This is a genomic window from Clostridium sp. CM037 (assembly GCF_055081095.1).
This window is the reverse complement of the sequence record NZ_CM143650.1, coordinates 1,721,916-1,737,816: the sequence shown is the minus strand read 5'-3', so window position 1 is coordinate 1,737,816 and position 15,901 is coordinate 1,721,916. Positions and strand designations below refer to the sequence as shown.

The window sequence follows — 15,901 nt, the reverse complement described above, 5'->3', positions numbered from 1 at the left end:
CTCACTTAAGTGATTCAATATTAACGAATTCAGAAGGGAATTTATACTTCTACTGAAGTTTTCTCTTTGTTATAGTATGTACCTCCCACTTATATAAGTAGGATATTTTCCTTCTGAAATGTTATCAAATTATAAATCGACTTATTTTAAAAACAGCTCATCCTTATATTAAAATATTTCCTATATAATTTATATTATACCAATAATAATATTAATCACCACATTTTTTTAGAGATTTTAAAGCTTTTTCAATAATAAGCTTATCTTTAGTCAATGCTATACGGAAATAATCGTATCCAAGTTTTCCAAATACATTTCCAGGCGTAACCACAATCCCATAATTCTCCAATAATTCTTCACAATACTCATTTGTTGTATAATTTTTAGGTGTTTTGCACCACAAATAAAAAGTGCCCTCTGCATCAAAAAAATCAACATTCTTTTGTAGCAAAACACTTTTAGCAACTTCACGTCTTTCATCATATATTTTTCTTGTATTATGAATATAATCACGTTCTAAATTAAGAGCAGCAATAGCAGCCTTTTGAATTGGAATAAATTGACCAGAGTCACAATTGCTTTTTATCTTTAAAAGAGAGTTTATTACCTTAGCATTACCTACAGCATACCCTATTCTATACCCTGTCATATTGTATGTTTTAGATAAAGTTCCAAACTCTACGCATTTCCTTTTTAAATCATATTGCATAAGACTTATATTTTTTTTATTTACTTGAATTATTTCATTATATGCTGAATCATTGCATAAAACAATATTATTATCATAAGAAAACTTTATAATCCTCTTATAGAACTCAGAACTCGCTACTGCACCTGTTGGATTATTGGGATAATTTATAAAAATAAGCTTACATTTTTTAACAATTTCTTCGGGGATGACCTCAAGATTCATCATATATCCATTGTTTTGTGTTAGGGCTACAGTATATGGCACGCAACCCCAGAGTTTTGAACAAGTACTGTAAACAGGATATGCAGGCTCAGGCACTATTACACAATCCCCTATATCACATACAGCTGGTATTATATTGCTTATACCTTCTTTTGATCCTATAAGAATTATTACTTCATCCAAACTTAGACTTACGCTGTAAACCTGATTATAGTACCTTATAACTGCTTTTTTAAGTTCCATTAACCCATCGTAGGGAGGGTAATTATTATATCTATCATCCTTTAATCCCTCTATTAAGGCATCGGTAATTTTTGAATGAACTGTTAAATCTGGATCCCCTATACTAAGGTCAATAATTTTTTTCCCATTCAGCAAAGCTTCGTTTTTTTTATCGTTAATCTTTTTAAAATGATATTCATAAACATTGGATAGTCTATTATTTATTTTCATAATATCACCCTTTATATATTTCTTAGTACTCTCGGAAACTCTCAAGCCATTGCTAATTCTAGGTTCATTTTTATTCATATATCAACTTCACCCCAGAATTTCTTCGGGTTTTATATCTTTCGGGTAGCATAGATAGTCTAAGCTATCCCTAGTATTATCGATTTTTTTTAATTAAATAGTTTTAAATAAGACTTGACAGCAGTAAAAATTTCGCAAAATGAATTTTGTATATTATTACCATTTTTCATTTATAAGGAGTGATTTTTATGTTAACTGTTAAGGCCTCACATACTCAATATCAAAATTTTGTTGAAACATTTCTAGAAAAATTCTTTATTCAAAATAATCAAGAAATTACTTTGTTTGAGCGTAGTTCAATAATAACAAAAATCTGGTCTGCCGACCTAACCGGAATTGTCCCTCTAATACAAAGTGCTTATTCTAAATCCAATCAAGGGGCTCCGCCCAAAGATGCGGTAGCTTTACTCAGATCACTTATTATTATGGCTTATTGTAAAGAAACCAGCATATCATCTTGGATAAAGACATTACGTTCAGAACCGTTTTATGCAATTCTGTCAGGCTTTATCCCTGCTTGCTACTCGCCTTTTAAAGCCGAAGGCATAGTTGCTGATCAAATACCTGGCATAGGTACTTTTTATGATTTTATGGATAGGCTGATTCATAAGGATAAAATCCTATATAAATCCAAACTGCGTAAATTGAAACGTAAACCAAGTAAAAAACAAAAGAAAAACCAAAAGATGAATAACTCCAAATCTGGTGTAGTCGAACGTTTAGTTAAAAGAATCTTAAAATATGATAATTCTAAGCTTTCTGACAGAATAGAATCCAAAATGAACAACATACTTAAGGAATTATTTGTTATTCCTTCCTTATCAATGGGCATTTTGGGTGACCCTTCTAAACTAAATATTGCTGGTGATGGAACTTGTATGCCTACACAGGCTTCGCCTTATGGTAAAAAAGTTTGTGATTGCAAACTTAAACCAGGAGAGCATTGTGCTTGTTATCGAAAGTTTACCGATCCCAGTGCTAGCTGGGGTTGGGATAGCTTTAATGAACACTATTACTATGGTCAAACTTATCACGGGTTCACTGCCTGTGATAGTTTTTACAGCCTACCTATCCATATTAAATTTGTTAGTGCAGCACGGCATGATTCTGTTACCGGTGTTTATGCACTTAAAGAGATTGTAGATTTATACCCTGAAATTAAATTCTATTCCGTAGCCTTAGATTCTGCCTATGATGCTAATGCATTTTATCTTTTATGCATGCATTATGGAATAAATCCTATTATTGATTTAAATTCACGTTCTTTAAAACCTTCATCAGGCAGTGATTTTGTTGAACTTGACGATAAGGGCATTCCTCATGGGAAAATTTGTGGACATCAGCTTCGTAATTGGGGAATCGTCCGTAAGGAATTTAGGCATAAATGGTTATTCCCAGTTCAATGTGACCACTGTGAAAAATGTCCTATTAAAAGCAAGAAAATTTATTACACTAAAACATTAGATAATCCAAGATATTTTACTCCTATACTAAGAGGTTCAAAGCAATGGAAATCTCTTTATAAACGACGTTCAACTACTGAAAGGTGTTGGGATAGAATAAACAACGACTTCCATGCTGAAAAAGCGATTATCTATTCCGTTGGTCGCAGAATAACAAGAGTATTTCTTGGTGCATTTTGCTGTTTTATAGATGCTTGGGCTAATGAAAAAGAGGTAACAATTGCTGATATCTTCCCGGTTTTCAAGAAAATAGCTGCCTAATTTATAATCAGTTTTAACTCAATAACCAGCCTACGGCTTTTTTAAAATAGTGTATAAAAAAGCCTTTTTATCATGCCTACTATTAATTCAAGTATAGCATTTCATCCAAATAAATACTTTTATTCCTCAAATATGGGAATTGTTAATTATTGTTTTTCGAGTACACTCATTTCTTTTATTATGTTATTCGGGCGGCACTAACCTTGTTACAGTTATTTTACTTATCCGCGTTAAATCACTGTCGGAGTTATTTATCATATTCAAAACTACAATATTAATGACTTCTAAATTTTCGTTAAAAAATATACTAAAGCACGATAAGTTATACTATCATGCTCTAGTATATTCATAATACACATATTATTACTGCTTTACAGATAATTTAACCAGTTACAATTAATTTGATAATAAACAATACTGCTAAGATATAAATTACAACTGAAACCTTCTTCTTTTTACTAGCATCCCTAGTAAATATATTGTTTACTAGGTTTAACACCGCATAAGAAAGAATACCTATAGTTAAACCATCTCCAATACTATAAGTCAAAGGCATTAATGCGATTGTTAGGAAAGCAGGAACTCCCTCTGTAAAATCACTGAAATCTATTTTAACTATATTCTCCATCATAAAGAATCCTACAATTATCAAAGCAGGTGCAGTTGCACATGATGGTATTGCAATGAACAAAGGTGAAAAGAACATTGCTATTAAAAATAATATTCCTGTTACAACGGAAGCGAGTCCAGTCCTAGCACCTTCTGCAACTCCCGCTGAGCTTTCTACAAAAGTGGTTACAGTTGATGTACCAAGAAAAGCTCCCACAGTAGTACCAACGGCATCTACTAGTAACGCACGTCCAGCATTTTTTACCTTACCATCTTTATCAAGCATTCCAACCTTTGAAGCAACTCCTACTAAAGTTCCTACAGTATCAAAAAAGTCAACAAATAAAAACGTTAAGACTATTGTCATAAATCCCAATATTCTAGTTGTATCAGTTAAGTATGAAAAATCTAGTTTACCTGCAATTGGTTTTATTGATTCAAATTTAAATATACCTTGTGGTGTACCTATTTTATAAGTTGCTGCAGCTTCTGGTAATATTATTGCAAATAACCAAGCCAATACTGTACTTGCAACTATTCCCCATAATATAGCCCCTTTAACTTTCTTTTTAGACAACACCACTATTATAATTACTCCTATTACAGTTATTAATACTGTAGGACTTCTAAAACTACCCATAGAAACCTTTGTTGCTTTATTAGTAACTACAATACCAGCATCTACAAAACCAATAAATGCAATGAAAAGTCCAATACCTGCGGTAACTGCCAATTTTAAAGTTGTTGGTATAGCATTAACTACAGCTTCGCGAACATTAGTTAATGATAATATAATAAAAATAATTCCTTCTACAAAGACAGCTGCTAATGCTACTTGCCACGGAACTTTCATTCCTATTACTACAGTATATGCAAAGAATGCATTTAATCCCATTCCTGGTGCTAAAGCAAAGGGCAAGTTAGCATATAACCCCATAAATATAGTAGCGAAAGCCGCTGTTAAACAAGTTACTGTTACTATAGCGGGTACAGGCATTCCTACACCAGGATTACCTAATGTGTTTGCATTAACCGCAATAATGTATGCCATGGTTAAAAATGTAGTTATCCCTCCAATAACTTCCTTTTTTACGTCACTTCCGTTTTCTTTCAATTTAAAATATTCCATTTAGTTTCCCTCCATGTGTTTGCAATACAAAATAAAACCACTATGGTTATTAATAAACCATAGTGGTTATTTTACTTTTATACAAACATAATAACAAAAATAGGCATGTACGTCAATACCATCACGAATATTTAAGCTTAATTTGTTTTTTAAATTCGGCTTTTGTACCGACCGCTTTCAAATATACATTTAATTTCTTCTCTCCTTGTTGTACTTGCAAGTGCAAGCATAAGTTTAATTCTAGCTTTTTGGCCTGGCAGGCTATCTCCAAAAATCACACCATCATTCCTAAGTTCTTTTCCACCACCTGGATATCCATAAGAATCTAATACTCGTCCTTTAAAACATCTAGATACCATAACTACTGTCACTCCATTTTCTATAGCTGATTTTACTCCATCCGCCATTTTAGGTGGAATATTTCCTCTTCCCATAGCTTCAATAACAATCCCTCTTGCCCCTTGCTGCACACAAAAGTCAATTAATTTCGAATCCATCCCAGCACAAGCTTTTATTAAATCTACTCTAGTTTCTATTTTTTCTGTTATAATATGTTCTTTTTTTAAACTTTCCCTATAGAATATTGCTTCATTATTATCTATAATCCCTATTGGTCCAAACTCTGGGCTCTGAAAAGTATTTAAGTGCATTGAATGTGATTTAGTAACCTCTCCAGCACAATTAAGTTCGTCATTTAAACATACTAATACGCCCCTATTACGTGCATCTTCCGAAATAGCGGTACAGATGGAAGCTGATAAATTTGCTGGGCCATCATATCCAAGCTCCGAACTATTTCTCATTGATCCTGTAACAATTACAGGCTTTGGATTATCAATAGTTAGGTGTAACAGATACGCTGTTTCCTCAAGTGAATCTGTACCATGAGTAACTACAACCCCACATATATCGTCTCTACATAAAAAACTTTGTATATATTTAGATAAATCCATCATTAGTTCCGGTGTCACATGAGGTCCCGGTAAATTTGAAAAAGTATGTGATTCTATTTCTGCATAATTTTCAATTCCCGTAACCATAGACATTATTTCTTCTCCACTTAGCGTTGGAACCGCAGCCTTTATTCTTTGGTCAACCGTCATAGAGATTGTTCCTCCATTAAAAATAACCACAACTTTTTTCAATTAAAATTCCTCCTACCCTTATTAAAAACAGATATTTTTTTGTTTATTTTTAAACTGTAAAATAATTATAACCTTAAATAGCTTATCACACAAATATTAGCAAATGAATTTTTCGTGTATTTGCATACTCACCTGCCGGTCTAACAAAAAAAATAAGATATGCTTATAGTTATAAGCATATCTTATTAACATCATTTTCGTTATACATAATTTATTACTACATAATCGTTTATGGATTTGGTAGCTAGAGAACCTTACTATTTACTTTTTAAATATTCAAATAATTTTTTTTCTATTTCATCGGCACAATTATCATCTAAGGTTATATACTGCCTATATCCGTCTAACGCCTTAACTTCGATCTTCCCTACCTCTTGACCAGTAACTTTATCAATATCACGTTCAAACTTCATTATTTTATAACCTTCACTTATAAAATCCTCTATTTTACTTATCATTAAATCACACTCCTTTTCTTTTTATAGTTAAGACTTTAAACTAAAAAAACTGTAGCTTTTAGTATGAAAATTTATTTTAATTACTTTTTTCTTTCTTCACACCTTTCTGCTTATCGCTAGCATCTGTTCTTTTAGTCCCAATATTAATTTCTTGACCATTAACTTCACTTTTTTTGCCTTTTTGCATATTATTAACCTCCTTCATATATCTAATATAATCTAAGCCACATGTATTCATTTGATTTAGGCACGCAATACTAGCCACTAGTTTTATAACCTAATCAAGGGTTTTTCCATTGAAATTTTCATACAAAGGTGGTTTTTTCTTATCCCCTTTGCTTTTCTTAGGTTTATTGATATCGTCGCGTTTAACATCAATATTACTATTTTTACTACCTCCAACATGTTGATGATCAGGCATCGTTAAAACTCCCTTCAAATTTAATTATGTTCCGCTTTTAAATAAAGTCTGAAACTTTTACCTCAATAACGATATTTGTGTTAAAATTCTTTACATTCACTTTATTATTTTCCTCAATATAATATTTATTATACCCAGCATCTTTACTTAGAATTTATTTTCATATATGTCAAAGTTTTAGTTTTACAATCAATTATTTTAGTTTATTTCCACAATTGAATGATAAAATTTATAATAATCATGGAATTATTCACAAATGGAATATTAATTTATATGTAGATAATATATATAAATAAGTAATTGATTAATGAGGTGTATTAAATGGACAATGACTTTAAAAAAATTATACATGAAGAAATTAATAAACCACTTAATAATATTGTTGATGTTTTCACTCCAAAGGTAAAAAAAAACGATTATAAACTAGCTGTTTTTTGGATTATAGTGGGTATTCTAGCTATGTTATTACTTTACTATACTTATAAAATGCTATACATTTATTTTTAAATTCCAATTTCAAATTATATTAACAGTAAACTCATAATAAAAAAGAAAAAAGCAAATATTTCTATTAATGCATCATTTCAGTTCCGCAAGCTGTTTCCTATATAATAAACGAAAACTTGATGAAGTAAGTTTAATGTACTTGTTACATTAAACCTACGTCATCAAGTTTTTATAATTTTTAAGACCTAATCTAAACCTAATTAGCATTACCACTGAGACTGTTTTCAATGCGTACTATAACATCATGTATTTTTTCAAACATAATTCCGTAGGCCATCCATACCGGTGCATAACCTAATGTAATTATCCCACATATTGAATTTTTTTTATTTACATAGTTCCATGGACACTCACCTAAAAACGCCCTAAGCAGTAGTCCGCTAATTAATTCTACTGCAAATATAAGGACCATATATATGCCTCCCCTCACAATAAGCGGAAGATGTTTTATCCTATAATGCACAGGTTCAAGAAATACAGCAAGCCCATATATAGGAAACATCCAGATACAGGTAGTGCCCCTAAGTAATACATCGCCCTTAATCATTGCTCCAAACCCATTCCACAAAATCTCTGCTAAAAGCCCTAAAAATCCGTATATAATAAATCTTTTCCACATGAGAATATTGTGTGTATTACCTTGTAAAATATACTACTAACCCTCTTTTATATAAGTTTTTCATTAAATATATTAGTTAAATTTAGTTTTTCTACTTTCCCCTTAATTTCATCTATATCTAAAGTATAAAGTCCAAGTTCTTGCATTCTCTTAAAATACCCCGCTCCCGCAAAAGTATATCTGTTTCTTCTTCCTTCTTTAGATTTCATTTTTTCATTCGCATAGGCCATTATGTCTCCAACGGCAAGGGACCTTGGCAACATCAAAAGAGGCATTCCTATATAATTTCTTATGGCATTGTGTCCGGCTAAAGCCCCTGTTATCATTGCTTCTGTGTGACCTACAAATAATCCAGACTTCTCGCCTGCACAGAACAAATTATCCAGGCCTATAACCTTCATACTATTTGTCCTTGGAGCTACTGATAGATACCTTATAGAGTTTCCCTTTCCCCCTGCATATGGATCTATATATTTTGCATTTTCAAGTCCTTTAATTTTTCTTAACTTATCTAATGGATAATATGAAGTCATAAGCTTTACATGACCTGTATCTAATAAAATTACATTTTCTGCAAATTCTTTAAGGGCATACTGCTGACATACCTTTAATTTAAGTTTTTCTAAATTTATATCTTCTTCTGGAATCTTCAAAACAACTGCTCCTGCTTCATCTAGTTGTTTTACAACGTCATCGGCTAAAGAATCCTTAGCTAGTTTACACGAGCCGCTAAAAGCTCCATATACGTCTTCTTGTCTTTCTCCTTTTAAGTCTTCAACTCCTGCTCTGTAGCTTATGCTTACCCTTGGCCCAAAAGCTGGACATCTTAAAATGCACATTGAACATCCATTTCCATATTTTAAGCAGTTACCCATTGGCCCTGTTGAACCTGTAGTTTCTATAAATACATCTGCCTCAACATATTCCCCGTCTGATAGATATATTCCTTTTATTCTATTGCCTTCTTTTTCAACATCTACCACTCTTGTTATCATGTTTAATTCTATATCCATAGCTTTTAAATATTTTACTACTGCTGGTTCGATCTTGTTTACATCGTAAAGCCAGGCATGTTTATGCCCCGGAAAATCAATATTTTTATGTCTAGTGTTTTCATCAGTCAAATGTATTAAATCTCCTGCCCCAAGCGCTATCATTTCTTCTGCCGCAGTATACCTTCCATTATTTCTCATTATACCGCCTACATTGCCAAGTCCTAAGAGCATATCTGTTTTTTCATATAACGCAACCGTAGCTCCTGCTTTTTTTGCTATTATTGCCGCGCTGCAACCAGACCACCCACCACCAATTACGATAACCTTCAAAATATTCTCCTCCCTTCTAATACATATTTAGGTTCTGTCTGCATTTTGCAGAGCCGCCTTAATTTAAGGTCGTTATTTATTCTTGTGCAACAGCCACACACACCTTCTCCACAGCACATTTTGGCATTATTACAACAAGAATATTTAATGTTTTTGTCCATATCCTCTACGACCTTCATCAATTCATAATTTAAAACATCTGCAGCATCACAGTGAACTAAACTAATGTTATTATTACTAATCAAATCATTTAATATATTATTAAATTCATCTGTTACTCTTCCATTCTCTATAGTATTGCACTGTATAACTTTTGAAGCATACTTTTCTAAATACTCACTCACAAAACTATTTTTATAAGGCGAATTATCAAGCACAACTATATTTTCATTATTATTTGCATGCAAATATTTAAGTACTGGTATCATAGGTGCCTGCCCTATACCTCGTGCTACAATTAAGCATATACTATTTTTAACTTTATATATGTTTTTTAGTCCTAAAGTACCATTCCAAAATGGCCCTTTTACAAGCAACTCTTCCCCTAGCTTTAACAAATCTAATGCTTTGGTTTTAGTCCCCTTAATTTCTATAGCAATAGTTATAGTATTATTTCTGGTATCAGTATCCAATATTGATATTGGCGTATCAAACCTCGTTTCTGTATCTGGTCTTCGTGCAAAAATATAACTTCCCGCATAAACTAATTCACTTACCAATTTATCACTTGCACCTACTGTAAGTATAATAACATTGTCCTCTAATTTATTTTTTTCTAATATTTTACAATGATAATATTTCCTACCCTCTTTAGCTTTAAAATTGTTTGAAACATATTCTTGATATATACATACCCCATTAAAGTTGCAGCAGTCGCAGAAATCTTTACCTGCTAGCTGTGAACATAATATGCAGTCCCCTGTTTCTGCCAGATGGCAAGGACATGGTTGAGACGCCAAACTACGATATTCTTTTAATCAAGTCTATACTTATATACATACAATCACTTAATTTTCATATTAATTACATAATATTCATAAAAACTTTTTACAAAAATCATTGAAATTATTGTTATTTTCCGTTAAAATGGTCATTGAAGAAAGGACTGATTATTTGAAAGCTCTTTTAAAAAAATTATTGCCATTATTACTTATTGGTTCTGTTCCTTTTTCCAATTTATTCTATTGGACATTAAATAATACTCAAAGAGGAGTTTATGATCTAACTACTGATTTAGATAGATCTTTACCACTTATAAAAATTTTTATAATACCTTATATGACTTTGTGGTTTTTCTTAGCATTTTGTTTTATTTATTTATGCTTTAAGAACAGAAAAGTTTATTATAGGATTATGCTTACTTTAGTCCTATGTTATGTTGTTGCTTTTGTCACTTATTACTTTTTTCAAACAACTGTTCCAAGGCCTATTGTTACAGGGGATGATATATTCTCGAAGCTGATTTTATTTACCTATAATTCTGATGGACCATATAATTGTTTTCCAAGCATCCATGTAATTACTGCATACCTAGCTGTTAAAGGGATTAACGCTGCTAATGCTAGAAAACGTATTAAAATTCCAGTTAATATCTTAGGATTTCTCATTATTATATCCACTGAATTTGTTAAACAACACGTAATAATGGATATTTTTTTCGCAATATTCTTATGTAATGTGATATTCACTTCAATCATTTATGTAGAAGAACATTACAAACTTTATAATTCCAAAAAAGTTTATACCTTCACAAAACAAGATATTGAACAATAATACTGCTAATCGAGTAGGAGCTAAATAATTAGTTTATTTAGCGACCTCTCACACCACCGTGCATACCGTTCGGTACACGGCGGTTCAATAAGAATTAATGTTTTAATAAATATGTCTCAGATATAGAAACTAATCCTATATTTTTAAGGTATTTATTGGTCAATGTTTTGTTTAATATAGGGCTATTGGATGTTCTCCAATAGCTCTTCCTTGTGTTTGTATATTGCCAGGCTTTATTCTTGTTCAAGCCTAATTTAACAAGGTTTTTATATTTGGTTTTAATCTTTTTCCATTGTTTCCAAAAACACATTCTAATCCTTCGCCTTAACCATTCATCAAGTGTTTTGAGAATGCTTTTAATATCTGCGATAGCAAAATAATTTACCCATCCAACTATCACTTGCTTAAGTTTCATAAATCTATATTCCATGCTCATCGCATTACTTCTTGAAGTTAATTCCTTTAGCTTTGCTTTGAATTTACTTATAGGTTTTTGAGGAACTCTCATTCTGTATTCACCTTTTGCTCGGTAAAACGAAAATCCTAAAAATTTAAGTTTCCAAGATCTATCTACTGTACTCTTTTCTTTATTCACTTTAAGCTTTAATTTTTCCTCAATAAATCTTGTAATACTCTTCATTACTCTATTTGCTGATTTCTCACTTTTAACATATATATTAGCATCATCAGCATACCTACAAAAGTTTAGTCCTCGCTTTGTTAGTTCTACATCAAGTTCATGTAACATTACGTTACTCAATAATGGGGACAAGGGTCCACCTTGAGGTGCTCCTTCTTCAGTATTCATAAATACCCCATTTATCATCACTCCACTTTGTAGATACTTTCGTATCAGAGAGATTACTCTACTATCTTTAATATCTTCCGATAGTATCCTTATTAATTTATCGTGATTAATTTATCGTGATTTATCGTATCAAAGTATTTAGAAAGGTCTATATTTACTGTCCATGTATGTCCAGCATTAATATATCCCCTACATTTTTCAACAGCTTGCTTTGCACTTCTTAAAGGTCTAAAACCATAGCTATTATCTGAAAATTTGTTTTCATATATTGGTATTAGAACTTGTGAGATTGCTTGTTGAACAACTCTATCTACTACAGTAGGTATTCCAAGTAGTCTTATTCCCCCATCAGGTTTGGGTATTTCCACCCTTCTTACTGCTTGAGGTCTATATCTGTTTTCCAGTAATGATTGCCTTAATTCTTGTCCATGCTCTTTTAGGTGTTGTAGAAGTTCATCTACCGTCAACCCATCAATACCATGACTTCCTTTATTTGCTTTTACTCTTTTATATGCTTTATTCATATTATCTCTCGACGATACTTGTTCGAGTAAATCATTACCGTATCTATTCACATCGTTTCTTCCTTCTTCTGACATAGGAGAAATACTATGCACTTCTACGTTACCTTTAAGTTCCACTTTATTCTCTCGTAGAGAGCCTTCTTTATGAAGTTGTCTGCTTTCATCATATTTCTTCGTATCTTTCAAAATTTCAAAACCTCCTATTGTTCAGTCCTTCCCACGCTAACGCGTTTAGCATGGTACTATGACGTCTGCTGACTTCTGATAGTTCAGCCATACATCACTGTATAGTTTGTTATTTCTAAATTCATATCCACAACTTACCTATCAGATCTCCCCGGGTAAGAACGCAATCTTTCACTCCATCTATCTGCTACATTTACATCGCCTGTTTCGAATAGTTTTGGGCTTCATTTTGTATTGCAAACTTACCCACAAGCATATGCCTTATATGTAGTTTCTGTTCGTCAGACCAGAGTTTCGCCGCCGACTTCCTTCAGATTCCACCTCGCGGTGGACACCCTTGTCTTAAGCTATGCACTTGGCACTATTAACCCGTGCTAGGGACTTTCACCCATTAGATTGCGCCCATGCCGGGCGCACAATCAAAAAGCTGCTGAATAATTTTCAGCAGCTTTTTAACTTTATATTATAACAATTTTGTCATCTTTTAATTCTATGGATATATTTGATCCTTCACTAAATTTATTCTCAAGATAATGCTCTGCAATTTCATCTTCAATGTATTTTTGAATAGTTCTTCGAAGTGGCCTTGCACCGTATTTATCATCGTATCCTTTTTCTAATATAAAGTCCTTTACATCTTCTGAAACATGCACTGTAATTTTCTTTTCCTTTACCTCTCCTATTACTTCCATCATCATTAAATCTACTATTTTACGTAGCTCTTCCTTTTTAAGAGTGGTAAATACAATAATCTCATCTACTCTATTTAAAAATTCTGGTCTAAATGTTTCTTTTAAAGCGTCCTTTACACGTGATTCTAAGATATCATAATCACCTTGAACAAAACCAATATTACCTGAATTAAACTTAGTACCTGCATTAGACGTCATTATTATTACAGTGTTTTCAAAGGAAACAGTTCTGCCTTGACTATCTGTTAGTATTCCATCTTCAAGAATTTGAAGCAGCATATTAAATACATCCGGATGAGCCTTTTCAATTTCATCTAAAAGAATCACTGAATATGGCTTTCTTCTGACTTTTTCAGTTAATTGTCCACCCTGATCATATCCTATATACCCTGGTGGTGCACCAATTAGCTTCGAAACTGTATGTTTTTCCATGTATTCAGACATATCTATACGAATTAATGACTCCTCACTTCCAAAAAGCTCACAAGATAGTGCTTTAACTAGCTCTGTTTTTCCAACTCCTGTTGGTCCTACAAAAATAAAAGAAGATGGCTTTTTCTTTTTTCTAAATCCGGAACGATTCCGCCTAATTGCTCTAGATAAGCTTATAATAGCTTCATTTTGACCTATAACTCGTTTGTGTAGCCTACCTTCCAAATTTAATAGCTTTTTCGCTTCTTTTTCTGTAATTTTTTTAATTGGAATTCTAGTCCATGACTCAATCACAAAAGCAATATCCTCTAGAGTAATTTGAACATCACTATATTTTTCTTGAGTTTCGTTAATATCTTCTTTTACTTTGCATAGCTTCATCCTATATTCTGCAGCCTTTTCAAAATTTCCGGCAACCTCAGCTTCCTTCTTTCCATTTTGAATTTTTTCTGATTCCTCTTTTAATTCTGCAAGTTCGACAAGACCTTTATTTTTTAAATTAGCTCTAGAACCGGCCTCATCAATAACATCAATGGCTTTATCTGGCAGAAATCTTTCTGTTATGTATCTTTCAGATAAATTTACAACTTCTTCAATTACTTCATCAGATATTTTAACTTTATGGTATTCTTCATAGTAGCCTCTTATTCCTTTTAAAATTTCTATTGTCTCAGCTATACTAGGTTCCTCAACTAGGACTGGCTGAAATCTTCTCGCGAGTGCTGCGTCTTTTTCTATATATTTTCTATATTCCTCCAATGTAGTAACTCCAATAACTTGTATTTCCCCCTTGGCCAAAGCTGGCTTCAAAATATTTGCTGCATTCATTGCACCCCCCTGAACCTCACCAGCACCCATAATATTGTGCACCTCATCAATAACTAATATTATATTTCCATTTTCCTTAGCTTCTTCAATAATTGACTTCATGCGGCTTTCAAATTGCCCTCTAAATTGTGTACCTGCAACCACCGCAGTTAAATCAAGCAGGTAAACTTCCGCATTAAATAATTTTTCTGGAACTTGTTTTTCTACAATTCTTACAGCTAACCCTTCTGCAATAGCTGTTTTACCAACACCTGCTTCTCCAATTAATATTGGATTATTTTTACTTCTCCTATTTAAAATCTGTACCACTCTATCGATTTCTTTATCCCGTCCAACAACCTTGTCAACGCCATTTTGATTTGCTTTGTTAGTTAGATTTATACCATATGTATCTAAATTCTTTCGCTTCTTTTTAAACCAATTCTTTTTTGATTTATCTTCAGCTGTTTCTTTAATCTTTGATGAGATTTGACCTTCATCCTCTATAAAATCACTATTTTCATCAACAGGTGAAAATAATCCATTAAAAATATTACCAATGGTCTTTTTTTTATCACCATTCTCAATATCCATATTGGGAGCATTTAAATCCTCAAGATCTATATCCTCTAAATTCATATTTTTGAACATATTACCCATTTGTTCATTTAAGTTTTCAATATCCTCTGAGGATAATCCAGCTTGTTGCACTAATTGATCCATAACTGGAATACCCCTTTTTTTAGCACACTCTATGCATAATCCTATAGTTTCGGTTTTTCCATTCTCAATTCTTGATGTTAATATCATTGCAATATTTTTTTTACATATTTCACATAACTTCATATAAATCATCTCCATATTTTATGTTGTATACAATATTATAACAGTATATCATCTTTCAATAGAATTTGTTCGATATATTCTGATTGTTTATTTCTCATTAATAGAATAACTGCTCCTTATTATTTTAACTCTTTTACTTTTCTATTTTATTCTACTATTATACATATATTCCTCTTTATTGTAGTGCTATTTTTCCTGCAATTTGAAATATCTTAGCTAATCATTAACTTTTCTATTAATTCGTTCATTTCTTGTAACGTAAGCTCTGAAGCTATTATTTTCGCAACAGTCCTTGTATACTGCTCATCCAAGAGTTCTACTTCTTTTTTATTTAATTCTAAAACAATTGTAGAATTAACTTTCATTTATAATCCTCCAAATAAACTATTATATTATAGTATGCATCTTTAACCTTAGTGTTACGTAATCATGTATATACCCATATATATTTA

At 32.0% G+C, this 15,901-nt stretch carries 15 protein-coding genes; 3 read left to right on the top strand and 12 right to left on the bottom strand.

Annotation, left to right across the window (positions count from 1 at the left end; translation table 11 throughout):
* Window positions 1-211 precede the first annotated feature (211 nt).
* Window positions 212-1,444, bottom strand: coding sequence for an aminotransferase class I/II-fold pyridoxal phosphate-dependent enzyme (locus ACWJKP_RS08270; protein ID WP_462961486.1), 1,233 nt, complete (start codon window positions 1,442-1,444; stop codon window positions 212-214).
* Window positions 1,445-1,632: 188 nt separating this feature from the next.
* Between ACWJKP_RS08270 and ACWJKP_RS08265 the strand changes: the two genes are divergently transcribed.
* The gene (locus ACWJKP_RS08265; protein ID WP_224578683.1) at window positions 1,633-3,168 is read left to right on the top strand and encodes a transposase; all 1,536 of its coding nucleotides are present in this window, start codon (window positions 1,633-1,635) and stop codon (window positions 3,166-3,168) included.
* A gap of 382 nt (window positions 3,169-3,550) precedes the next feature.
* Here ACWJKP_RS08265 and ACWJKP_RS08260 read toward each other — a convergent pair whose 3' ends face one another.
* The 4 genes from ACWJKP_RS08260 to ACWJKP_RS08245 all read right to left on the bottom strand — a co-directional run bounded on the left by ACWJKP_RS08260 (window position 3,551) and on the right by ACWJKP_RS08245 (window position 6,930).
* Window positions 3,551-4,906, bottom strand: coding sequence for an NCS2 family permease (locus ACWJKP_RS08260; RefSeq protein ID WP_165413679.1), 1,356 nt, complete (start codon window positions 4,904-4,906; stop codon window positions 3,551-3,553).
* Between the two features lie 149 nt (window positions 4,907-5,055).
* Window positions 5,056-6,051, bottom strand: a complete 996-nt coding sequence (locus tag ACWJKP_RS08255; RefSeq protein WP_165413678.1) for an asparaginase — start codon at window positions 6,049-6,051, stop codon at window positions 5,056-5,058.
* A 257-nt stretch (window positions 6,052-6,308) separates the two neighbouring features.
* Entirely contained in the window at window positions 6,309-6,509 is a 201-nt protein-coding gene (locus ACWJKP_RS08250) for a hypothetical protein (RefSeq protein ID WP_165413677.1), read from the bottom strand.
* Between the two features lie 277 nt (window positions 6,510-6,786).
* Window positions 6,787-6,930: a hypothetical protein gene (locus tag ACWJKP_RS08245; RefSeq protein WP_165413676.1), complete on the bottom strand. Its 144-nt coding sequence runs from the start codon at window positions 6,928-6,930 to the stop codon at window positions 6,787-6,789.
* A 321-nt stretch (window positions 6,931-7,251) separates the two neighbouring features.
* Between ACWJKP_RS08245 and ACWJKP_RS08240 the strand changes: the two genes are divergently transcribed.
* Entirely contained in the window at window positions 7,252-7,437 is a 186-nt protein-coding gene (locus ACWJKP_RS08240; RefSeq protein ID WP_165413675.1) for a hypothetical protein, read from the top strand.
* Window positions 7,438-7,633: 196 nt separating this feature from the next.
* Here ACWJKP_RS08240 and ACWJKP_RS08235 read toward each other — a convergent pair whose 3' ends face one another.
* The 3 genes from ACWJKP_RS08235 to ACWJKP_RS08225 are packed head-to-tail and all read right to left on the bottom strand — an operon-like array spanning window position 7,634 to window position 10,340.
* Window positions 7,634-8,056, bottom strand: a complete 423-nt coding sequence (locus ACWJKP_RS08235; protein WP_165413674.1) for a putative ABC transporter permease — start codon at window positions 8,054-8,056, stop codon at window positions 7,634-7,636.
* A 47-nt stretch (window positions 8,057-8,103) separates the two neighbouring features.
* The gene (locus ACWJKP_RS08230; RefSeq protein ID WP_165413673.1) at window positions 8,104-9,381 is read right to left on the bottom strand and encodes an FAD-dependent oxidoreductase; all 1,278 of its coding nucleotides are present in this window, start codon (window positions 9,379-9,381) and stop codon (window positions 8,104-8,106) included.
* On the bottom strand, window positions 9,378-10,340 hold the full coding sequence (locus ACWJKP_RS08225) for a sulfide/dihydroorotate dehydrogenase-like FAD/NAD-binding protein (RefSeq protein WP_462961485.1): 963 nt from the start codon (window positions 10,338-10,340) through the stop codon (window positions 9,378-9,380). Before ACWJKP_RS08225 ends, ACWJKP_RS08230 begins: the two co-directional genes overlap by 4 nt.
* Before the next feature lie 154 nt (window positions 10,341-10,494).
* Here ACWJKP_RS08225 and ACWJKP_RS08220 point away from each other — a divergent pair, with 154 nt between their 5' ends.
* Window positions 10,495-11,154, top strand: coding sequence for a phosphatase PAP2 family protein (locus ACWJKP_RS08220; protein WP_224579351.1), 660 nt, complete (start codon window positions 10,495-10,497; stop codon window positions 11,152-11,154).
* Between the two features lie 94 nt (window positions 11,155-11,248).
* Here the strand turns inward: ACWJKP_RS08220 and ACWJKP_RS08215 are convergent, their stop codons facing one another.
* The 4 genes from ACWJKP_RS08215 to ACWJKP_RS08200 all read right to left on the bottom strand — a co-directional run bounded on the left by ACWJKP_RS08215 (window position 11,249) and on the right by ACWJKP_RS08200 (window position 15,814).
* Window positions 11,249-12,016, bottom strand: a complete 768-nt coding sequence (locus ACWJKP_RS08215) for a group II intron maturase-specific domain-containing protein (RefSeq protein WP_318038342.1) — start codon at window positions 12,014-12,016, stop codon at window positions 11,249-11,251.
* A gap of 38 nt (window positions 12,017-12,054) precedes the next feature.
* Window positions 12,055-12,672 carry a reverse transcriptase domain-containing protein gene (locus ACWJKP_RS08210; RefSeq protein WP_263492324.1) on the bottom strand — a complete coding sequence of 206 codons (618 nt, stop codon included), beginning with the start codon at window positions 12,670-12,672 and terminating at the stop codon, window positions 12,055-12,057.
* Window positions 12,673-13,130: 458 nt separating this feature from the next.
* A complete protein-coding gene (locus ACWJKP_RS08205; protein ID WP_165414968.1) occupies window positions 13,131-15,449 on the bottom strand; it encodes an ATP-dependent Clp protease ATP-binding subunit in 2,319 nt (772 codons plus the stop codon).
* A gap of 212 nt (window positions 15,450-15,661) precedes the next feature.
* On the bottom strand, window positions 15,662-15,814 hold the full coding sequence (locus ACWJKP_RS08200) for a hypothetical protein (RefSeq protein ID WP_165414967.1): 153 nt from the start codon (window positions 15,812-15,814) through the stop codon (window positions 15,662-15,664).
* Window positions 15,815-15,901 lie beyond the last annotated feature (87 nt).

Excerpts from the sequence above, each read along its gene's own strand:
- ACWJKP_RS08250 (WP_165413677.1), bottom strand. The coding sequence starts at position 6,509 with ATGATAAGTAAAATAGAGGATTTTATAAGTGAAGGTTATAAAATAATG.
- ACWJKP_RS08245 (WP_165413676.1), bottom strand. The coding sequence starts at position 6,930 with ATGCCTGATCATCAACATGTTGGAGGTAGTAAAAATAGTAATATTGAT.
- ACWJKP_RS08235 (WP_165413674.1), bottom strand. The coding sequence starts at position 8,056 with ATGTGGAAAAGATTTATTATATACGGATTTTTAGGGCTTTTAGCAGAG.
- ACWJKP_RS08205 (WP_165414968.1), bottom strand. The coding sequence starts at position 15,449 with ATGAAGTTATGTGAAATATGTAAAAAAAATATTGCAATGATATTAACA.
- ACWJKP_RS08270 (WP_462961486.1), bottom strand. The coding sequence starts at position 1,444 with ATGAATAAAAATGAACCTAGAATTAGCAATGGCTTGAGAGTTTCCGAG.
- ACWJKP_RS08265 (WP_224578683.1), top strand. The coding sequence starts at position 1,633 with ATGTTAACTGTTAAGGCCTCACATACTCAATATCAAAATTTTGTTGAA.
- ACWJKP_RS08240 (WP_165413675.1), top strand. The coding sequence starts at position 7,252 with ATGGACAATGACTTTAAAAAAATTATACATGAAGAAATTAATAAACCA.
- ACWJKP_RS08260 (WP_165413679.1), bottom strand. The coding sequence starts at position 4,906 with ATGGAATATTTTAAATTGAAAGAAAACGGAAGTGACGTAAAAAAGGAA.
- ACWJKP_RS08200 (WP_165414967.1), bottom strand. The coding sequence starts at position 15,814 with ATGAAAGTTAATTCTACAATTGTTTTAGAATTAAATAAAAAAGAAGTA.